Below are 15994 nucleotides of genomic sequence, written 5' to 3'. Positions count from 1 at the left end.
GCATTAATGTGGTTTATTTACTCATGGTGGCGATATTGAAGACCTGTTCCAGCATGGGGTTGAAGACAAAACCTTTGACGTCTTTATTCATCGCCAGCTGGTAGTTTTTCTGGAATAAATAGACGTAAGCCGCTTCATCAATGACGATGGTTTGCGCCTGCTGGTAATCATTGGTTCTGGCGACCTGGTCGGTGGTGGCCAGCGCGCTGCGCAGCAACTTATCGACCTCACTGTTTTCATAGAATGAACGGTTACCCGGCAAGCCTTTCTTATCCGACTCGAACCAGTAGTTCATGAACATGTACGGGTCAGCAAAGTCCGGGCTCCAGTTACCGATGGCAATGTCATAGTCACCTTTACCGACGCGATCGCGCATGGTGGCATTCGCCAGTTTTTCCAGTTTCACCTTAATACCTAACTTGCCGAGGCTGGCCTGAGTGGAGAGCGCAATTGGCTCCCAGTTAGGATCGTTATCGGAATACAGGAAGCTCAGGGTTTCGGGTTTGTTGGCAACGTTACCTAATGCTTCTTTTGCTTTCGCTTCATCAAAGCTGTACTGCATGGCCTTGTCATCAAAACCCCACATCCCCTCAGGAATAGGGCCACGCATCTGCTTGCCGTTACCGCTGAGGATCCCATTTACCATGCCTTTATAATCGGTGGCCCACGAGATGGCGCGGCGCAAATCCACCTGATTGAGCGGCGCTTTACTGTTATTCAGATACAGATAGGTCACGCGCAACGAGGGATAATCCGCCACGTTGACTTTACCTTCCTGTTTTAAGGCAGCAAGCTGGTCAACAGGAAGCGCATCGGCAATGTCGATATCGCCACGGGACAGTTGCAAACGACGGGAAGCGCTTTCTCCGATGATCTTGACCGATACGCGTTTAAACGTGGGTTTAGGGCCGGAATAATGTGGGTTGGGTACCAGTACCAGTTGTTGTCCTTTTTGCCAGCTCTTCAACATGAAGGGACCAGACCCGGCCGTATTTTGTGCCAGAAATCCACGGGCATCATCAGCGGCATGCTCTTTTAAGATCGCCGGGTTGATAATTGAGGCACCGTCATTTGCCAGCGTATATAAGAACGGCGCGAATGGTTGGCTAAGGGTAAATTTCACCGTGTTGTTGTCGATGGCATCAACTTTCAGATCTTTCGGAAATGCCTCAGCCGGCCCTTGACCGATCTTGAGCAAGCGCTCAAAAGATTGTTTTACTGCATCAGCGGTCACTGGCGTGCCGTCGGCGAATTTTGCATCGCTTTTCAGGGTAAAGATCCATTCTTTTTGGTCATCAGACGCTTTCCAGCCGCTGGCCAAATCACCTTCAACTTCCGTGGAACCTTTGCCGCCCTCTGTTTTGTACTGAACCAAACGCTGATATGAGGGATAGGTCACCGTCCAGTCGTTGTTATCGATTGTTACAGCGGGGTCGAGCGTTTGTGGATCGGCGGCTTTACCGATAACCAGCATATCTTTAGGGACGGCGGCCTGTGCAGCAGGCAAAGCGACCGCCAGCGCAACGGCTAACAGAGCGGGGCGAAAAAACGAGGTTAACGCAGGTGTAGTCTTCATAACCAGGCTCCAGAATTAAAGGGGATGTTGTGTTGTTATAGACGTGACAGTGTAACAAGTTATTTGATCGTCAAGCAGCGGGTAACGCGCGGCATTTGGCAGTTCGAAATGCCACCACTCGCTGTTGATGCCGACAAAACCGCCGCCGAACATGATGGCATTGAGCAGCAGTCGATTACGCTGCGCAGCCGGAGGAACTGAAGGGTGCCAGGCATGGGAACGGTCATGCATTTCATCAAAACCAGCCCCCATATCGAGCACATTACCGCGAGCATCCATCAGCGTGACGTCAATGGCCGTACCCCGGCTGTGATTCGAACCGATCGCCACATCCACCACATACTGCGGATCCGGACAGGCATTCCACAGTATCGCCTGCGCCTGCTGTGGGCGGTATGCGTCATACACCACCAATGACAAACCCGCCAACTGCGCGATGCTGATGCTTTTAGCCAGTGCAGTGACGGCCTCGGAATGCAGCAGGCAGCGCGCTTCCTGGTAGATGGGCGCACCGGTAATGTTATCGGCTGTAGCGTATTTCAGGTCGATATGCAGTGACGGGAAAATCACCGACAAATCGACCAGTTCTGGGGTATCTGACATAGCACGTTTCCTGTTTATTGTTCGAATTGACCAAATTGTTGTTGTAACTGGCGGTTAGTTTGCAGGCGTCCTGCGAGGGAGTCGCCCAGTTGCGCCACCACCGCGGAGAGTAATAAGTTGAACAGGCAACTTACCGGAGCAAGTGAATCCCAGAAGTGCCCGGTATCCGTTTTCACCTGAAGTAAATCAATGGCATAGTCTCTGGCCCAGGGGCACCATACATCCGTGATTAACGCGAGAGGAATGCCGCGCTCACTGGCAACGCGGCAATATTGTCGGGATGTCGCCGAGTAAGCGCGCGTATCGGTGATCACGACATAAGGTTGATTAAATCCCGAGTTCAGCGACTCAACCCAGCTACCGGAAAGCCCTTCGGAGTAACTCACTTTCGGGCGCAGATATTCCAGATGGCTAAAAAAGGCGTTAGCGATCCCGCGGGTGGACTGGATCCCAAGGATATAAACGGCTTCTGCCTGCGCCAATTGCTGCGCAATACGTAAAAATGTCTCGCTTTGCGCCAGTTGGTAGACGTGGGTGATAGCGTCAATCTCCAGCAACAGCGACTGTTGTGCGCGGTCAGGTAGATTTTGCTGCTGGTGCCAGGAGTCCAGGCGCTCGTTCATTCCCCAGGGCTGATAGGGAATAGCCGGTATTTCACGCAGGCTGGCTTTCGCATCTTCCAGGTTACGAAACCCGAGTTTACGCAGGTAGCGCCCGACGGTAATGCCACTGGTTCCTGCTGCTTTCGCGATGCCGTCTGCCGTTTCAAAAGGGATCTGTGCAGCGTGCGCTAACAACCAACCGGCAACGCGCTTTTCGCTGGGCGTTAGCTGGCTAAAGGTCCTTTCTATGCGGGCAAATAACTCAGGTTTTGATGTCATTACCATCTCGCTGTTAGTTGTTTGTCAGATACCGCGTCACTGTTACCGGATTAACAATGCAGGACGCGTGCCAGGTCGGCGACAGCGCTGCGTCGGGGTTCTTTGTTAAAAAACATCAATTTTCATTAACCAATGATCAACATTTGTGCAGCGTAGTTCAGTTTTGGTGCAAAGGTAGGGTAAGTGAGGGATGAATCTGCTGATTTCGTCGTAACGATCACATTGTGTGCAACATTTCTTATCAGACATCAGAATCAGTAATGTGAAATATAAATTTCAGCCATATCGATGGCCGTAATATTTATTCTTCTGACGGTGGGAGTATTATTTTTTGCGAACTACATTAACGGTTTAAAGCGCAAGTGTAGATATTATCTGGATTATAAATGGAGTACTACAATGAATAAATTCTCCCTTTCTAGAGCAGGCATCCTGGTCGCAGCGCTGTTAACCAGTGTAAGCGTCAATGCAGCAACTGATAACGCTAAAACTGAAGTCACTCCGAAAGGCATGAGCTGCCAGGAGTTTATTGATTTGAACCCGCAAACTATGGCTCCGGTTGCTTTCTGGGTGCTGAATGAAGATGAAGACTTCAAAGGCGGCGACTTCGTTGACTATAACGAAACCATCACTACAGCTGTGCCTCTGACCGTTGAACTTTGCAAAAAACATCCGCAAAGTGAATTAAGTAAAATAAAAGAAGAAATCAAAAAAGAATTATCTAAATAAGATTATCCATGTATTAAAACCCAGCCTGAGTGCTGGGTTTTGCTATATGTGACAACGTCACTTATTTATTTCGTAAGACTTAAGAAAACGTTATAAAGATATAAACTCCTGTGCCGATACTGGGTAAAAGTTAGCCTTTTGCAGAAGGAGTTTGTATGGCCTGGTATCCTACTCGTATTTCAACGCGGTTAACCATTGGCGGCATCCTGCTGCTTGCGGTGACCACCCTTGTTATTGTTGCAATTATGCTCTGGCGTGGTCAGCCACGCGTCGTCGAAATCAATACCGCTCTGATAGAAGAAACAGGGCAAGGTTTAACCCGTCAACTGAGTACTGTGCTATCCCGAATCGAGGGCGAAACCGTCAGTCTGTCACGACTGGCCGAAGTACTGCCTAATGATGAGTCTTTGTATCAAAGCGTGGTTCCACACCTGATTGGCGAAGACAGCCACTCAATTATTACCGGCGGCGGGATCTGGCCAGAGCCAAACGCGTTTACCCCGGGAGTAGATAAACGTAGCTTTTTCTGGGCGCGCAATGCTGAGGGCAAGCTTGATTTTTCGAATGATTATAATGCCGAAGGATCTGCCGGTTATCACAATGAAAGTTGGTATCAGCATGCCAAAGGTCACTCACAGAACAGTTGCCTGTGGTCTGATGTTTACCAGGATGCCAGTTCCGGCGTGAACATGGTGACGTGCAGTATTCCGTATCAATTAGCCGGCAAGTTTGCCGGTGTGGCCACCACCGATATTCGTCTGGATAACGTAGCGACCTTTATGCAGCAGCAAGGCAACAGCACCGGCGGCTACGCATTTGTGGTTGATAAACAGGGGCAGATCCTCTATTTCCCCCAGGCCGATCAGACAAAATACAAAACCTTTAGCGATCTGGCGCAAAGCGCACACTGGCTGGCTCCGGTAGAAGCCGGGCTGAAATCGCTGCGCGCGACTGATGGCGTGAAAACCATCACGCTGGAAAGCGATAACGTACTGAATGCTCCGTCACGCGTAATGTTGTTCCCGATGGCTGATACTGGCTGGGTCGTAGGGCTGGTGACACCGGAAACGCGCATCGTTGGCCTCGCCAAAGTCATGATGCAGGATGTGCTGGAAGTGCTGATCCCGATTATGACCGTATTGCTGGTAGGATCATGGCTGGTGGTGCGTCGCTTGATCTCTCGTCTCGATGATACACGTCGCGCACTCGATGATATCGCACAGGGTGAAGGCGATCTTACCCGACGTCTGGATGTTAGAGGTAAAGATGAGATTTCAGATATCGCGGAAGCCTTTAACCTGTTCGTCGATAAAATTTCCGCCATTCTGATCACCGTCAGAAGCAGTAGCGTGGTGGTAGCCAATAACGCCGTCAGCCTGGCCGACAGTAACATGGAGCTTTCTTCACGGGTAACTCAGCAGGCGGCTGCGCTGGAAGAGAGCTCGGCCGCGATGGAACAATTAAATGCGACCGTTCATCAAAATGCGAGCAACACGCAACTGGCAGATGAACTTTCCGACAACACTGCGCAAACGGCGAATCGCTGTGGCGACGTGATGCAAGGTGTGATCTCGACAATGGATAACGTCAGTGCCTCGTCCGGTAGAATGGTGGAAATTGTAGCCGTCATCGACAGTATTGCATTCCAGACCAATATCCTGGCGCTGAATGCCGCCGTTGAAGCCGCCAGAGCAGGGGATGCAGGCAGAGGATTTGCGGTTGTTGCCTCTGAAGTTCGTACCCTGGCACAGCGCAGTGCCACTGCAGCCCAGGAAATCAAAGCGTTGATTGATGAGTCCGTTTCGCATGTTGGCAGCAGCAGCCAGCAAATCCACAATGCAGGTGAGCGCCTGGAAGAGCTGGTCAACAACGTGCGTCAGGTTAGCCAACTGATGGGGGAAATCCGTGTCGCGGGTGACGAGCAACGTAAGGGCGTTTCCGAAGTCACGCTCGCCGTCACCGAAATGGACAGCACCGTGCAGCAAAACGCATCGTTGATTGATGATGCCGCCACGCGAACCCAGGTACTGAAAGAAGAGGCGGAACAATTAGCGCTACTGGTTTCCTCCTTCAAATTGCCGGAGCCTTCAGCGGCCTGACCCCCACGTAAAGTATCCGGGGGCATCGTCTGCACCCGGATAACTCCAGGCTACACTTAACGTAGTTAACACGTCGGGAGCCGGAGTATGGCTGAGTTTGTCGTAGCGATGCTGGTGCACACACCGGTGTGGGTGTATGTCTTGTTGGTCTTCCTGTTATTTCGGGGGATTAAAGCCAGGATACCCGCTACCGTTACGCTGGAAAAGCTGGCACTGATCCCGGCGCTCTTTCTTTTTTGGGATATTTACGATTTAGCCACTTACCGCGATCAGTCCATCAGTACGTATCTGCAGTGGATGGTTGGTATTATTAGCGGCGCGATAGTGGGCTATATGTTGATAAACCCCAGTCGTCTGACACGCAGTAGCGCACCACGCAGCATTCATCGCCCGGCAGATTACTCTGCATTACCGTTCATGATGTTGGCTTTTGGCATCAAATATGTACAAGGTGTATTGAATGCTATCGCTCCCGATATTTTACGCCAGCCGGTAATGAGCGCGTTGGCAATTATTACCGGTGGCGTGCTCGCCGGGGTGTTTATCGGGAAATTTATCCGCTACGTCAGCGTTTATCTCCGGTCACCAGCCCCCGGCAATACTTAGCGTCCCCAACGGTCACGAATATAGGTCACGGCTTCCTGGGTTTGCGGTTGGTTAAGATAGTCCTCTCGAAACAAGATAGTGCCATTAATATTCGGTTCAGACTCGTTCAGATCGAGTTGTTTTTTAAGCTCCGGCACACCGCCTTGTATCGTCCAGTCCGGTTCTTTTCGCGACGGCTCACCCACTTTATACAGCGCCACGCCAATATACAGGCGGGTATTGGTGGATTTCACCACGCCAGCCCACCATTTTGCCAGTACATCATAACGCGCCGCATCACGGGCGAAAGGCCAGTACAGCTGTGGTGCGATGTAATCCAACAGACCTAATTGCACCCAGCGCCGGGTATCGGCATACGATTCATCATACGCTGCCGCACCACGGGTGTCGGAGCCTGCCGGATCGTGGGAGCGATTACGCCACACGCCTGCAGGACTGACGCCAAACTCCACGTCAGGCTTAAGCTTTTTGATGGTCTGTGAAACCTGTTCGATCAGCCGTTGCGTGTTATGACGTCGCCAGTCCGCTTTTGAATCAAAACCCTGGCCATACCGTCTGAAAGTCTGGCTGTCGTTAAGCGCCGAACCCGGCGATTCGGTATAGAAGTAGTCGTCAAACTGCACGCCATCCACCGGATAATTCTCAACGACTTCCGCCACGATGCTGGTTATCCAGTCGCGCACGTCAGGAATACCCGGGTCCAGTACAAAACGGTCACCCGATGTACGGATCCAGTCCCGATGCAGAACATAAACGCTGGACGGGTTCTGCGACAGCGTGCGGTTTAATTCTGCGACCGTTGAAGGCTTCGTATTAACGGAGACACGGTAGGGGTTAAACCAGGCATGAACTTTCATCCCGCGTTTGTGCGCCTCATCGAGCATAAATTGCAACGGATCGTAACCAGGATCCTGGCCGATGGTGCCGGTCAGAGTGTCTGACCAGGGGAGAATTTTGGATTGCCACAGCGCAGTGCCGTCCGGTTTCACCTGGAAAAAAACGGTATTGATCCCAAGACGTTTCAGATTATCCAGCTTATCCGTCAGCGCTTTTTGCTGCTGGCTGATGCGGATGGCGCGCGAACTGATGTTTACGGATGAGACTGGCGGCCAGTCCAGACGGGAAACCGTTGCCAGCCAGATACCACGAACCGGTTCTTTGCTCTGTTGCGGCGTTGTGACCGAGGGGTGAGGGCTAACCTTCGGCCCTGGCGGTTGTGAAGAGCAACTGCCAAGTAACAACATACTGCCAACCAGTGCAGCGAACCATTTCACGTTGGTTAACGGTAGCGAGTTGTGGGAACGGGCGAGCAGAGTCGCCAGTTTTTTCTGATAATGACCTGAAAAAAAACCGGATGCTGACATCGAATTTTGCTCTTATTTTTTCTTGTTGCGGCTGTTAGCCCAGGGATCAATAGCAGGAGCAGTGGGTTCTGGTGCAACGTCATACAGAGAATCAAGATACAGTGCTTCAACTTCTGCTCGCGCCCACGGCGTACGACGCAGAAACTTCAAACTGGATTTAACGCTCGGTTCATTTTTAAAACAGTTGATGTTTATCCGTTGGCCAAGTTCAGCCCAACCATAACGATTAACCAGGGCATTGACCTGCATTTCAAGCGTCACGCCATGTAAGGGGTCTTTAGAAATGTGAGCATTCATATGAAGTCCAGTTCGGTGGTTCCAGATTTTGTCAGTTGCACGAGCGCAAGGTTACAAGAAAGCAAGGCGACCAGCAATGGTATAAACCGGCATAGCACGGTGAATGAGTACCAGGCCAGCAATGTGCGCGCAGTACTTGAAACAGGCGAAAGAGAAGGGTGAAGTGACTATTCCCGACGGCCTGGCTAATGATGTCTGTACGCAAGGTCATAGTTTTGGAAAATGGCTGCTTAATGATGTTGTATTGCGCATTTCTAACTTAGCTGATCAAGTGGGTATCAAGGCCATCATGGTGCATGCCATTGATGACAAGGCCCGGGCCTTTTATGAATATTTTGTAATGGGGGGAACCCGTAGAGGGTTATGAGTCAGGTACGCATTGATTTGATTTAACATAATATACATTATGCGCACTTAGATAGAGAGAAGTGAAATCTGCCATACTGGGTTCATCCATTGTGCTGGTCATTGATAACGCCTGACAGCGTTGTTCCTGGATTCAGGCTGTTCACCGACTACCATTCAAACCATATACTTTACGCATACGTCAAATCGCTGACGTTGCAATTGCTCACTCAGTCCTTTTCGCGTACAACCACAAGGTACGACACAAACCTGTGCCCTGGAATTTCACAGCAACGGACCCTACAGCACAATGCAAAGAACTATCCATGTTCATCAAAATGACAACGCTATCTTACGCGTCGCGTTTCTATTGGTTCTTTCATTCACACTGACCGGTTGTGCGTTGACCCGCGTCTCTGCCAGCTCACATGACAAAGACGTCGATGAGCTAAATGTTATTGGCTTGAATCTGGATGCTGCAAGGCAAAAAGCAATCGTGGATGGTTTTGTGTGCAGTAAGGATGCAAACCTCAATCAGGTACAAACCGAAAGTGGCAGTCATAAATGGTTACAAACGGAATGCAGTAAAAAAAGCCTGGAACTGTTCTGCCCACAAATGCGGTTTATAGTATTCAATGTTGACCCCGATACAAATAAAGTTGTTGATGTGGGGAAATATATTAATCAGCATACTTGTTTCTGAATATGACATCGGCACCAGTAGGGCCTATGTCATATCGATATCCCCCTTCTGTCTCCACTTCTATTCAAGAGTACCGGATTGTATTGATCCTATGAAAATAATATAATACCTGCATATTTTTAATGATAATCGTTACTGTTTAGCAGACAACCGACTGCCAAATAAAGATTAGCCTAACCTAAAGTTTTATTTACATTAATCATGTGGAGTTATGATGAATGATTTAAATCGTTTTTACTTTGACTTACCACAATGGCTAGGTAAGAGTGAAGGCATTCATCGACAATTTATTGGTAACTTTATATCTTGTCTCCATGATGAACAATTACAAGTAGTACTGAATCCAGGTACGAAGCTACACATAAAATTGAAGCCTTAGAAGATTTCGATGCGATATTTTTGAATGATACACACAGTACCATGTCTGTTTTCCAGGAGAAGTTGATAGCATATTTATTATCTGAATATTGGATTCAATTTGATGACATTGAGTCTATTAAGGAAAAAATAAAATACTGCATAAGCCTCTATGAGAGCAACTACGGTGATGACTTTATCGACAACCATAATAATGGTGAATGTTATGTCAGAAGTTTTTTGAATGCCCAAAGAGAGATCGCGATCCTGAAGAGAAAGCAAAAGAAGTATAAGAAAGATTATGAATTATTATCTTTTGTAATACGATTTGTCCTATTTTTACCCTTTAAAGCTACACTTACTATGCTGGGAAGGAACAAGAATCATTGATTCTGAGGGCGTGATGGAAATTGCTGGCTCAGAATCATACTATTTCATCGCATACAGGATACAGAAACATGGCTGACTGGAACCCTTCGCTCTATCTGCAATATGAAACCGAACGTTCGCGACCCGCAGCTGAATTACTCAGCAGAGTCGCGCTGGAGAATGTCCGCTCAGTCGTCGATCTCGGCTGCGGCCCGGGTAACAGCACCGTATTGCTACATCAACGTTGGCCATCAGCGCAAATATCAGGCGTGGATTCTTCGCCGGCAATGCTGAGCGAAGCGCGTAACGCGTTGCCTGGCTGTCATTTTATCGAAGCGGATATTAGCGCATTTCAGACAGAAGAGCCCGTAGATCTGTTGTATGCAAACGCATCTTTGCAATGGGTTCCCGATCACTATCAGCTGTTCCCCCACCTGGTCTCTCTGCTGGGGAAAGATGGCGTATTGGCTGTACAAATGCCGGATAACTGGCTGGAGCCAACGCATGTTCTGATGCGTGAAGTTGCCTATGAACTGGGTTACCCCGATCGCGGCCGTGCGCCTCTTCCCGGAGTGCATGCGTACTATGATATTTTGACTGACATGGGTTGCGATGTTGATATCTGGCGTACAACCTACTATCACGTTATGGATTCACACCAGTCAATTATCGACTGGGTGAGTTCGACGGGGTTGCGTCCCTGGTTGCAGGACCTGAGTGAAAGCGAACAACATCGCTATCTGGCGCGTTATCATGCATTGCTGCAGGAGCAATATCCACTGCAAGAGAATGGGAAAATACTGCTGGCGTTTCCGCGGTTGTTTATCGTTGCTAAACACAATTCTTAAGCACTGACCTCCTGGTATCAGCCTCTTTATACCAGGGGCTGATAATTATTGTGAATTCCCCATGCGCGCCCTCGCCTTTTTACGATGAGGATCTAGTGATGAAGCCAGTCATCTGCTAGTGTCTGAGAACGTTTACTGACGGGGGGTTGTCATGTCTAAAATCTACATTGGCGGTTGTCTGTGTGGCTCTGTTCGCTTTACCGCGACGAGCCCTAATAATTCGCATACCTGCTCGTGCGATATTTGCCGCAAGCATACCGGTGCACCAACCGTCGTCTGGATTGAATTTAATGCTGAAAATGTAGAATGGACGGGAAAAGCGGGTAAACCGACTACCTGGCGTTCTTCAGAAACATCCAGTCGCGCTTTTTGCCCTCAATGCGGAAGTTCAGTTGGTGCCATTGATGATGCTCCGGTAATAGCGCTATTAGCGGGCGTTTTTGATGATCCCAATGATGAAGATCTGGCCCCCGAGTTTCATTCATTTACCGATATGCAGCCTGCGTGGTGGCAAAGAGAATTCGGCTAAAACCGCACTCACCGGCGCATCAAGTCTTACCTATTCCTTCCGTGAAACAATAAGAGCTGGTCGTGTTACCAGCTCTACCGGATGCTATGTCAGCTGGTAATGCTTATCTGGCATATGTTTCGCCGGCACAACGGTTTCATCATTCATCTGCAGCAAATCGATTTCAATCGCATTACAAATCGCATCGAGTGGCAGATCATTATTCTCTGTACCAAACGGATCTTCGAGTTCTTCGGCAAGCGTATCGAGCGAGATAAAAGTATAGGAAATAAGCACCGAGATGAACGGTGTCATATAGTGTAAATCCACCACTAACGCGAACGGCAGCATGATGCAAAACAGATATACCGTGCGATGCAGGATTAAGGTGTAAGCAAACGGAACGGGTGTGTTCGCGATACGCTCACAACCTGCCAGCACTGCTGACATATCATTTAACCTGTTGTTTAAACTGTGAAATAATATATCAGATAGCTGCCCATTTCGCCTGCGAACGGCCAGCCACTCCCCCATCATCAGCAGAATGCGGTTGGCCGGTGATTGAGCCGCAAAAACGGTCTGTAAATCGCTCTCGCTGAGATATTTCGCCAGGGGTTCCGCCTGCGGTTGTCGACGTAAAGTCATACGCAGGCAATGGGCAAATGCGATTTGCAAACGAACGAACTGTCCCAGTTCAGCATCGTCTGGTAAGGTCGTTTTCACCTCACGCAGAAGCGAACGGGAAGCAATCATCAACTGCCCCCATAAATGTCGGGCTTCAACATAGCGCGAATAACAGGCGTTGTTACGAAAGCCTAAGAAGATTGCAATTGCGACACCAAGAATGCTGAACGGTGCCAAAGTAAATTTGATACCCAGCATCGTATACCATGGCAGCATGATGATAACGGCAATGGAGAGCAGGAAATTCAGCAGCAAGCGTGAAAAGATTTTGGATAATACTGAGCCATGCCAGACGAATATCAGGCGTAGCCAGTGTTGTTGGGGGCGAACGATCATGGTTATCTTCGGAAAATGTGAAAGCCGGGACATTAAACGTGATCGCGATCAATGTTGCAAGCTTATAGCAACATTATCTAAACATCTTTTCCTGCTGACCATAGTGGGCATTGAAGCTTCAGCTGTGCTCCATTTTTAGAAGTTATATTGTATGTTGTAACTAAATAAGGACGATAAAAAAACCCGGTCTGAACCGGGTTAACGTATTAGCACAGTGGCTTAACCGCTTCGCGCATGCCTTTCGCCAGGATAGAATCCAGGTCGGCAGAAACCTGTTCGACCAGCCCGGGAACCTGTGTCAGATCCTGTTCCCAGTGATCTTTTACGGCCAATACCGCGTTGACCAGCGCTTCGGTAGTAATCTGGCGGTCACGATGCTGAGCCCACAACACCTGGAAACGCTCCATCCAATGCGCATCATCCTGAACCGGATAAGATTCACCGTTACGCTCACCACGGTAGAAAGCAATCAAGGCTGCCAGGGCAAATGTCAGACGCAGCGGCAGTTGGCCGCTGGCCTTCTGCCCTGCCAACAACTGCGGCAGAATACGGGTGCGGAATTTGGTCATGCCATTAAGCGCAATCGACAATAGTTGATGCTTAATGTACGGGTTGCAGAATCGGCCGGTCACCGCGCTGGCAAATGAAGCCAATTCATCACGCGGCAGATCCAGCACCGGAATAATCTCTTCATAGATAGCTTTCTCAACGAAGGCGCGAATCTCAGCATCATTCATTGCCTCACCCACGGTATCAAGCCCTGCCTGCCAGGCGACCGGTACCAGGGCTGTGTGCGCACCGTTGAGAATGGCGACTTTACGCTCTTTATACGGCTTGATGTCATCAACAATCAGAACATTCAACGGGTATTTATCGAGGCGAAGTTCAGTGGCTAATGATTTTGGCCCCTGAATAACAAACAGATAAAAGTGTTCTGCGGTATCAAGAAACGCATCATGATAACCCAGTTCAGCTTCAAGCTTCGCAACTTCGTCACGTGGGTAACCGGTAACAATACGGTCCACCAGCGTAGAACAAAATGCGTTTGCCTGGTCCAGCCACTGTACGAATGCTTCCGGCAACGCCCATTCCTGAGCATAACGCAAAACCAGTTCATGCAGCGCTTCACCATTGTAATCAATCAGCTCGCAAGGAATGATAATCCAGCCTTTATCAAGCGCACCGTTGAAATGGCTATAGCGTTCGAACAGCAGTCGGGTCAGTTTTGCCGGATAACTCACAGCCGGCGCATCATCAAACTTATCACCCGCGTGGTAGCTAATACCCGCTTCCGTGGTGTTAGAGAAAACAAAACGCATTTCAGGATTATGCGCCAGCTTCAGGAACTCATCGTATTCTCTATAGACGCTGATTTCGCGGTTAACCGAACGAATTAAACGGGCATCGCTGACGGCCTCGCCCTTTTCATTCAAACCACGAATGATGGTGGTATAGAGACCATCCTGGGTACTCAGTGACGGCGGAAAAGTACTTTCGATAGGACGAACAATGACCACACCAGCGTTCAGATCGGTATGTTCATTCAGCAGATCAACTTGCCAGTCAACAAAGGCGCGCAGGAAGTTTCCTTCACCAAACTGAATAATGCGTTCAGGATAGTGAGCACCGGGAAAATCGCGACGATTTAGTGTTTGCACAATGGGTTCCCTTTTTGATTAGTCATACAACCTGATTGAATTGGTCCAATAGGTTAGCAAACTTTAATACAATGAAACCCTGTTTTGATCAATCCCCGGTGACAAATTAGAGCGTTTTATAAAAAAGTGTGGTCCCGGCCACTGTTCCATCAGGCATTTTTGCATAGTCAGGGATTCCCCCTGCTTTTTGCCATCCACAATTGTGGTAGAACAACTCGGCGGCGCTGCCTGTAGACGTATCAAGAACCAGGAGGGTTTTCCCTTCATGATGGGCGCAAATTTCCAGTGCATTCATCAATTCCCGGGCTATCCCGCACCGCCGTGCAGAGGTATGAACCAGGAGTTTGGCAACGTCTGCACGATGAGGCTGGTTTTCGGGTTGATCAATAATGAGCTGAACGGTCCCAACAAGGGTCCCTTGCGCATTTTCAGCCCCCAGAACAATGCGTTCTCCACAAGAGACACTTTGTGCAACACGCGTCCAAAAAGGCCGCGACTTATCGCGGTTAAAAGGGAGCATAAAACTGACAGATGCGCCATCGTTCACGCACTGTTCAAGGACATCACTAAGCTCGTCGATTCTCGACAGGATCTGTTCCGCGCTCAGTATAAAGCAGGGGGTGTGGGTAGCCATTTAGTCTCCTTAGATTGACCCCTTCATACTGCAATTAACAATTACATAACACAAGGAGTCGAATCATAGGATTATGTTATCTATGGCTTATTCATTTGCAGCACTAACCAGTGGTAGATAACAGTGACAACGTAACGTTGCTGTTGCTCGCTCAACGGTTGCCCCTGAGGTATATCATGCCATTTGGCCAGACATCCCCTACAGCAGGTCGCCGTGGCATGTTGAGCGATAAACACCGGATGTCCACGCATCGGCGTTTGCTTTCCGTCATTGGTCGGGAGCGCGGGAGCCAGGCGCTTAGCAATAAAATCGGCCGCATGTTGTTCAATGACCGGCGCACCTTTTTCCAGACAATATTGTCTTTCTTTCTGACCGAGACGAAACCGCGATCGAAAAGTCGATTTCGCCAGTCGGGCAAAAAGCGAGTCGAGCGTGTTCATCAGTAAACCGAGCGCCCTAACTGTTGAGTTAATTGTTCCAGTACCGCAATACCCGCCAGCGAGTTCCCTGCGGGATCCAGTTCCGGACTCCAGACCGCAATCGCCATCTCATGCGGCACGATCGCCACAATACCACCACCGACACCCGATTTCGCCGGCAAACCTACCCGCCAGGCAAACTCCCCGGCATTTTGATACATACCGCTGGTCGCCATTAGCGCGTTAATCTGCCGCGCCTGCATCGGCGTGACCACGGGCTCCGCAAGATGAAAGGCATGCCCCTGATTCGCCAGAAAGACGAACGTGCGCGCCAGCTCCACACAGCTCATTTTCAGCGCGCAGTAGTGAAAATAATTTTGCAGAACGGTCGTCACATCGTGATGAAAATTACCAAAGGACTTCATCAGCCAGGCAATTGCCGCGTTGCGGGCTGAGTGCTCAAACTCAGAGCGTGCCACCGTCGTATCATAAGCAATATCTGAAACGCCACTTAATGCACGTACCACTTCCAGCATTCGTTGCCGTGGCGCACTCAGGCGACCTTGCAGCATATCGCAAACCACCAATGCCCCGGCATTGATAAAGGGATTACGCGGTATACCCTGCTCCATTTCCAGCTGCACCAGCGAGTTAAACGGGTGACCGGAAGGATCTTTGCCAACACGTTGCCAGATCTCGTCTTCCTGGTAATGACGCATTGCGACAACCAGGCTAAGCACCTTTGAAATCGACTGAATAGAAAAACGTTCTTGCGCATCCCCCGCCTGATAGTGCTGACCATCAACGGTGCAAATGGCAATACCCAGTTTTGAGCCATCGACAGAGGCTAATGCAGGAATATAATCGGCAACTTTTCCCTGACCAATCAGCGGACGAACCTGCTGCACAATGGTCTCTAAAATTGAATTGTCCATGGCCCTGGCCACAACATGCTCCTTGCTCGCAGGTATGAAAGGC

16 protein-coding genes and 1 pseudogene are annotated in these 15994 nt (G+C 49.5%); 7 read left to right on the top strand and 10 right to left on the bottom strand.

Annotation, left to right across the window (positions count from 1 at the left end):
* Positions 1-13: 13 nt before the first annotated feature.
* From FDX24_RS02935 to FDX24_RS02925, 3 genes are read right to left on the bottom strand one after another with little or no spacing between them, the layout of a single operon-like run.
* A complete protein-coding gene (locus tag FDX24_RS02935; RefSeq protein ID WP_048211664.1) occupies positions 14-1576 on the bottom strand; it encodes an ABC transporter substrate-binding protein in 1563 nt (520 codons plus the stop codon).
* A gap of 15 nt (positions 1577-1591) precedes the next feature.
* Positions 1592-2179 carry a D-alanyl-D-alanine dipeptidase gene (gene ddpX / locus FDX24_RS02930; RefSeq protein WP_124022075.1) on the bottom strand — a complete coding sequence of 196 codons (588 nt, stop codon included), beginning with the start codon at positions 2177-2179 and terminating at the stop codon, positions 1592-1594.
* 14 nt (positions 2180-2193) lie between these two features.
* Positions 2194-3060, bottom strand: a complete 867-nt coding sequence (locus FDX24_RS02925) for a MurR/RpiR family transcriptional regulator (RefSeq protein WP_048211666.1) — start codon at positions 3058-3060, stop codon at positions 2194-2196.
* A gap of 399 nt (positions 3061-3459) precedes the next feature.
* Between FDX24_RS02925 and hdeB the strand changes: the two genes are divergently transcribed.
* The 3 genes from hdeB to FDX24_RS02910 all read left to right on the top strand — a co-directional run bounded on the left by hdeB (position 3460) and on the right by FDX24_RS02910 (position 6494).
* Positions 3460-3789 carry an acid-activated periplasmic chaperone HdeB gene (gene hdeB, locus FDX24_RS02920; RefSeq protein ID WP_137363804.1) on the top strand — a complete coding sequence of 110 codons (330 nt, stop codon included), beginning with the start codon at positions 3460-3462 and terminating at the stop codon, positions 3787-3789.
* Between the two features lie 155 nt (positions 3790-3944).
* Entirely contained in the window at positions 3945-5888 is a 1944-nt protein-coding gene (locus FDX24_RS02915; protein ID WP_061067896.1) for a methyl-accepting chemotaxis protein, read from the top strand.
* An 87-nt stretch (positions 5889-5975) separates the two neighbouring features.
* A complete protein-coding gene (locus FDX24_RS02910) occupies positions 5976-6494 on the top strand; it encodes a hypothetical protein (protein WP_137363803.1) in 519 nt (172 codons plus the stop codon).
* On the opposite strand, the gene FDX24_RS02905 is transcribed toward FDX24_RS02910, so the two are convergent.
* Positions 6491-7858 (bottom strand): glycoside hydrolase family 10 protein, encoded by a 1368-nt coding sequence (locus FDX24_RS02905; protein WP_137363802.1) that lies wholly within the window; start codon positions 7856-7858, stop codon positions 6491-6493. The two genes, FDX24_RS02910 and FDX24_RS02905, sit on opposite strands and share 4 nt — an antisense overlap.
* A gap of 12 nt (positions 7859-7870) precedes the next feature.
* On the bottom strand, positions 7871-8155 hold the full coding sequence (locus FDX24_RS02900; RefSeq protein ID WP_048211670.1) for a VF530 family DNA-binding protein: 285 nt from the start codon (positions 8153-8155) through the stop codon (positions 7871-7873).
* 181 nt (positions 8156-8336) lie between these two features.
* Here FDX24_RS02900 and FDX24_RS02895 point away from each other — a divergent pair.
* From FDX24_RS02895 to FDX24_RS02880, 4 genes and pseudogenes are all read left to right on the top strand, one after another.
* Positions 8337-8522, top strand: a pseudogene (locus tag FDX24_RS02895) (hypothetical protein); the annotation flags it as partial.
* Between the two features lie 288 nt (positions 8523-8810).
* Complete coding sequence (locus tag FDX24_RS02890) at positions 8811-9203, top strand: hypothetical protein (protein WP_116360092.1); 393 nt, start codon at positions 8811-8813, stop codon at positions 9201-9203.
* A gap of 815 nt (positions 9204-10018) precedes the next feature.
* Positions 10019-10777, top strand: coding sequence for a trans-aconitate 2-methyltransferase (tam, locus tag FDX24_RS02885; protein ID WP_137363801.1), 759 nt, complete (start codon positions 10019-10021; stop codon positions 10775-10777).
* Positions 10778-10928: 151 nt separating this feature from the next.
* On the top strand, positions 10929-11306 hold the full coding sequence (locus FDX24_RS02880) for a GFA family protein (protein ID WP_048211675.1): 378 nt from the start codon (positions 10929-10931) through the stop codon (positions 11304-11306).
* A gap of 84 nt (positions 11307-11390) precedes the next feature.
* Here FDX24_RS02880 and FDX24_RS02875 read toward each other — a convergent pair whose 3' ends face one another.
* From FDX24_RS02875 to glsB, 5 genes are all read right to left on the bottom strand, one after another.
* On the bottom strand, positions 11391-12305 hold the full coding sequence (locus FDX24_RS02875; protein WP_061067892.1) for a bestrophin family protein: 915 nt from the start codon (positions 12303-12305) through the stop codon (positions 11391-11393).
* A 206-nt stretch (positions 12306-12511) separates the two neighbouring features.
* Positions 12512-13963, bottom strand: coding sequence for a tagaturonate reductase (locus FDX24_RS02870; RefSeq protein WP_137363800.1), 1452 nt, complete (start codon positions 13961-13963; stop codon positions 12512-12514).
* A gap of 106 nt (positions 13964-14069) precedes the next feature.
* Positions 14070-14597 (bottom strand): GNAT family N-acetyltransferase, encoded by a 528-nt coding sequence (locus FDX24_RS02865; RefSeq protein WP_137363799.1) that lies wholly within the window; start codon positions 14595-14597, stop codon positions 14070-14072.
* 80 nt (positions 14598-14677) lie between these two features.
* Positions 14678-15037, bottom strand: coding sequence for a DUF4186 domain-containing protein (locus tag FDX24_RS02860; protein ID WP_048211679.1), 360 nt, complete (start codon positions 15035-15037; stop codon positions 14678-14680).
* Positions 15037-15963 (bottom strand): glutaminase B, encoded by a 927-nt coding sequence (gene glsB / locus FDX24_RS02855; RefSeq protein ID WP_048211680.1) that lies wholly within the window; start codon positions 15961-15963, stop codon positions 15037-15039. Before glsB ends, FDX24_RS02860 begins: the two co-directional genes overlap by 1 nt.
* Positions 15964-15994: the final 31 nt, after the last annotated feature.

The sequence above is a fragment of the Citrobacter sp. wls716 genome (genome assembly GCF_005280975.1).
Taxonomy (GTDB): domain Bacteria; phylum Pseudomonadota; class Gammaproteobacteria; order Enterobacterales; family Enterobacteriaceae; genus Citrobacter; species Citrobacter youngae.
Note: the sequence above shows the minus strand (reverse complement) of the source record. Positions and strands in the feature narration are given on the sequence as shown.

Bases quoted from the DNA above. Each gene is read 5' to 3' on its own strand.
- FDX24_RS02935 (WP_048211664.1), bottom strand. From the start codon at position 1,576: ATGAAGACTACACCTGCGTTAACCTCGTTTTTTCGCCCCGCTCTGTTA.
- ddpX (WP_124022075.1), bottom strand. From the start codon at position 2,179: ATGTCAGATACCCCAGAACTGGTCGATTTGTCGGTGATTTTCCCGTCA.
- FDX24_RS02925 (WP_048211666.1), bottom strand. From the start codon at position 3,060: ATGACATCAAAACCTGAGTTATTTGCCCGCATAGAAAGGACCTTTAGC.
- hdeB (WP_137363804.1), top strand. From the start codon at position 3,460: ATGAATAAATTCTCCCTTTCTAGAGCAGGCATCCTGGTCGCAGCGCTG.
- FDX24_RS02915 (WP_061067896.1), top strand. From the start codon at position 3,945: ATGGCCTGGTATCCTACTCGTATTTCAACGCGGTTAACCATTGGCGGC.
- FDX24_RS02910 (WP_137363803.1), top strand. From the start codon at position 5,976: ATGGCTGAGTTTGTCGTAGCGATGCTGGTGCACACACCGGTGTGGGTG.
- FDX24_RS02905 (WP_137363802.1), bottom strand. From the start codon at position 7,858: ATGTCAGCATCCGGTTTTTTTTCAGGTCATTATCAGAAAAAACTGGCG.
- FDX24_RS02900 (WP_048211670.1), bottom strand. From the start codon at position 8,155: ATGAATGCTCACATTTCTAAAGACCCCTTACATGGCGTGACGCTTGAA.
- FDX24_RS02890 (WP_116360092.1), top strand. From the start codon at position 8,811: ATGCAAAGAACTATCCATGTTCATCAAAATGACAACGCTATCTTACGC.
- tam (WP_137363801.1), top strand. From the start codon at position 10,019: ATGGCTGACTGGAACCCTTCGCTCTATCTGCAATATGAAACCGAACGT.
- FDX24_RS02880 (WP_048211675.1), top strand. From the start codon at position 10,929: ATGTCTAAAATCTACATTGGCGGTTGTCTGTGTGGCTCTGTTCGCTTT.
- FDX24_RS02875 (WP_061067892.1), bottom strand. From the start codon at position 12,305: ATGATCGTTCGCCCCCAACAACACTGGCTACGCCTGATATTCGTCTGG.
- FDX24_RS02865 (WP_137363799.1), bottom strand. From the start codon at position 14,597: ATGGCTACCCACACCCCCTGCTTTATACTGAGCGCGGAACAGATCCTG.
- FDX24_RS02860 (WP_048211679.1), bottom strand. From the start codon at position 15,037: ATGAACACGCTCGACTCGCTTTTTGCCCGACTGGCGAAATCGACTTTT.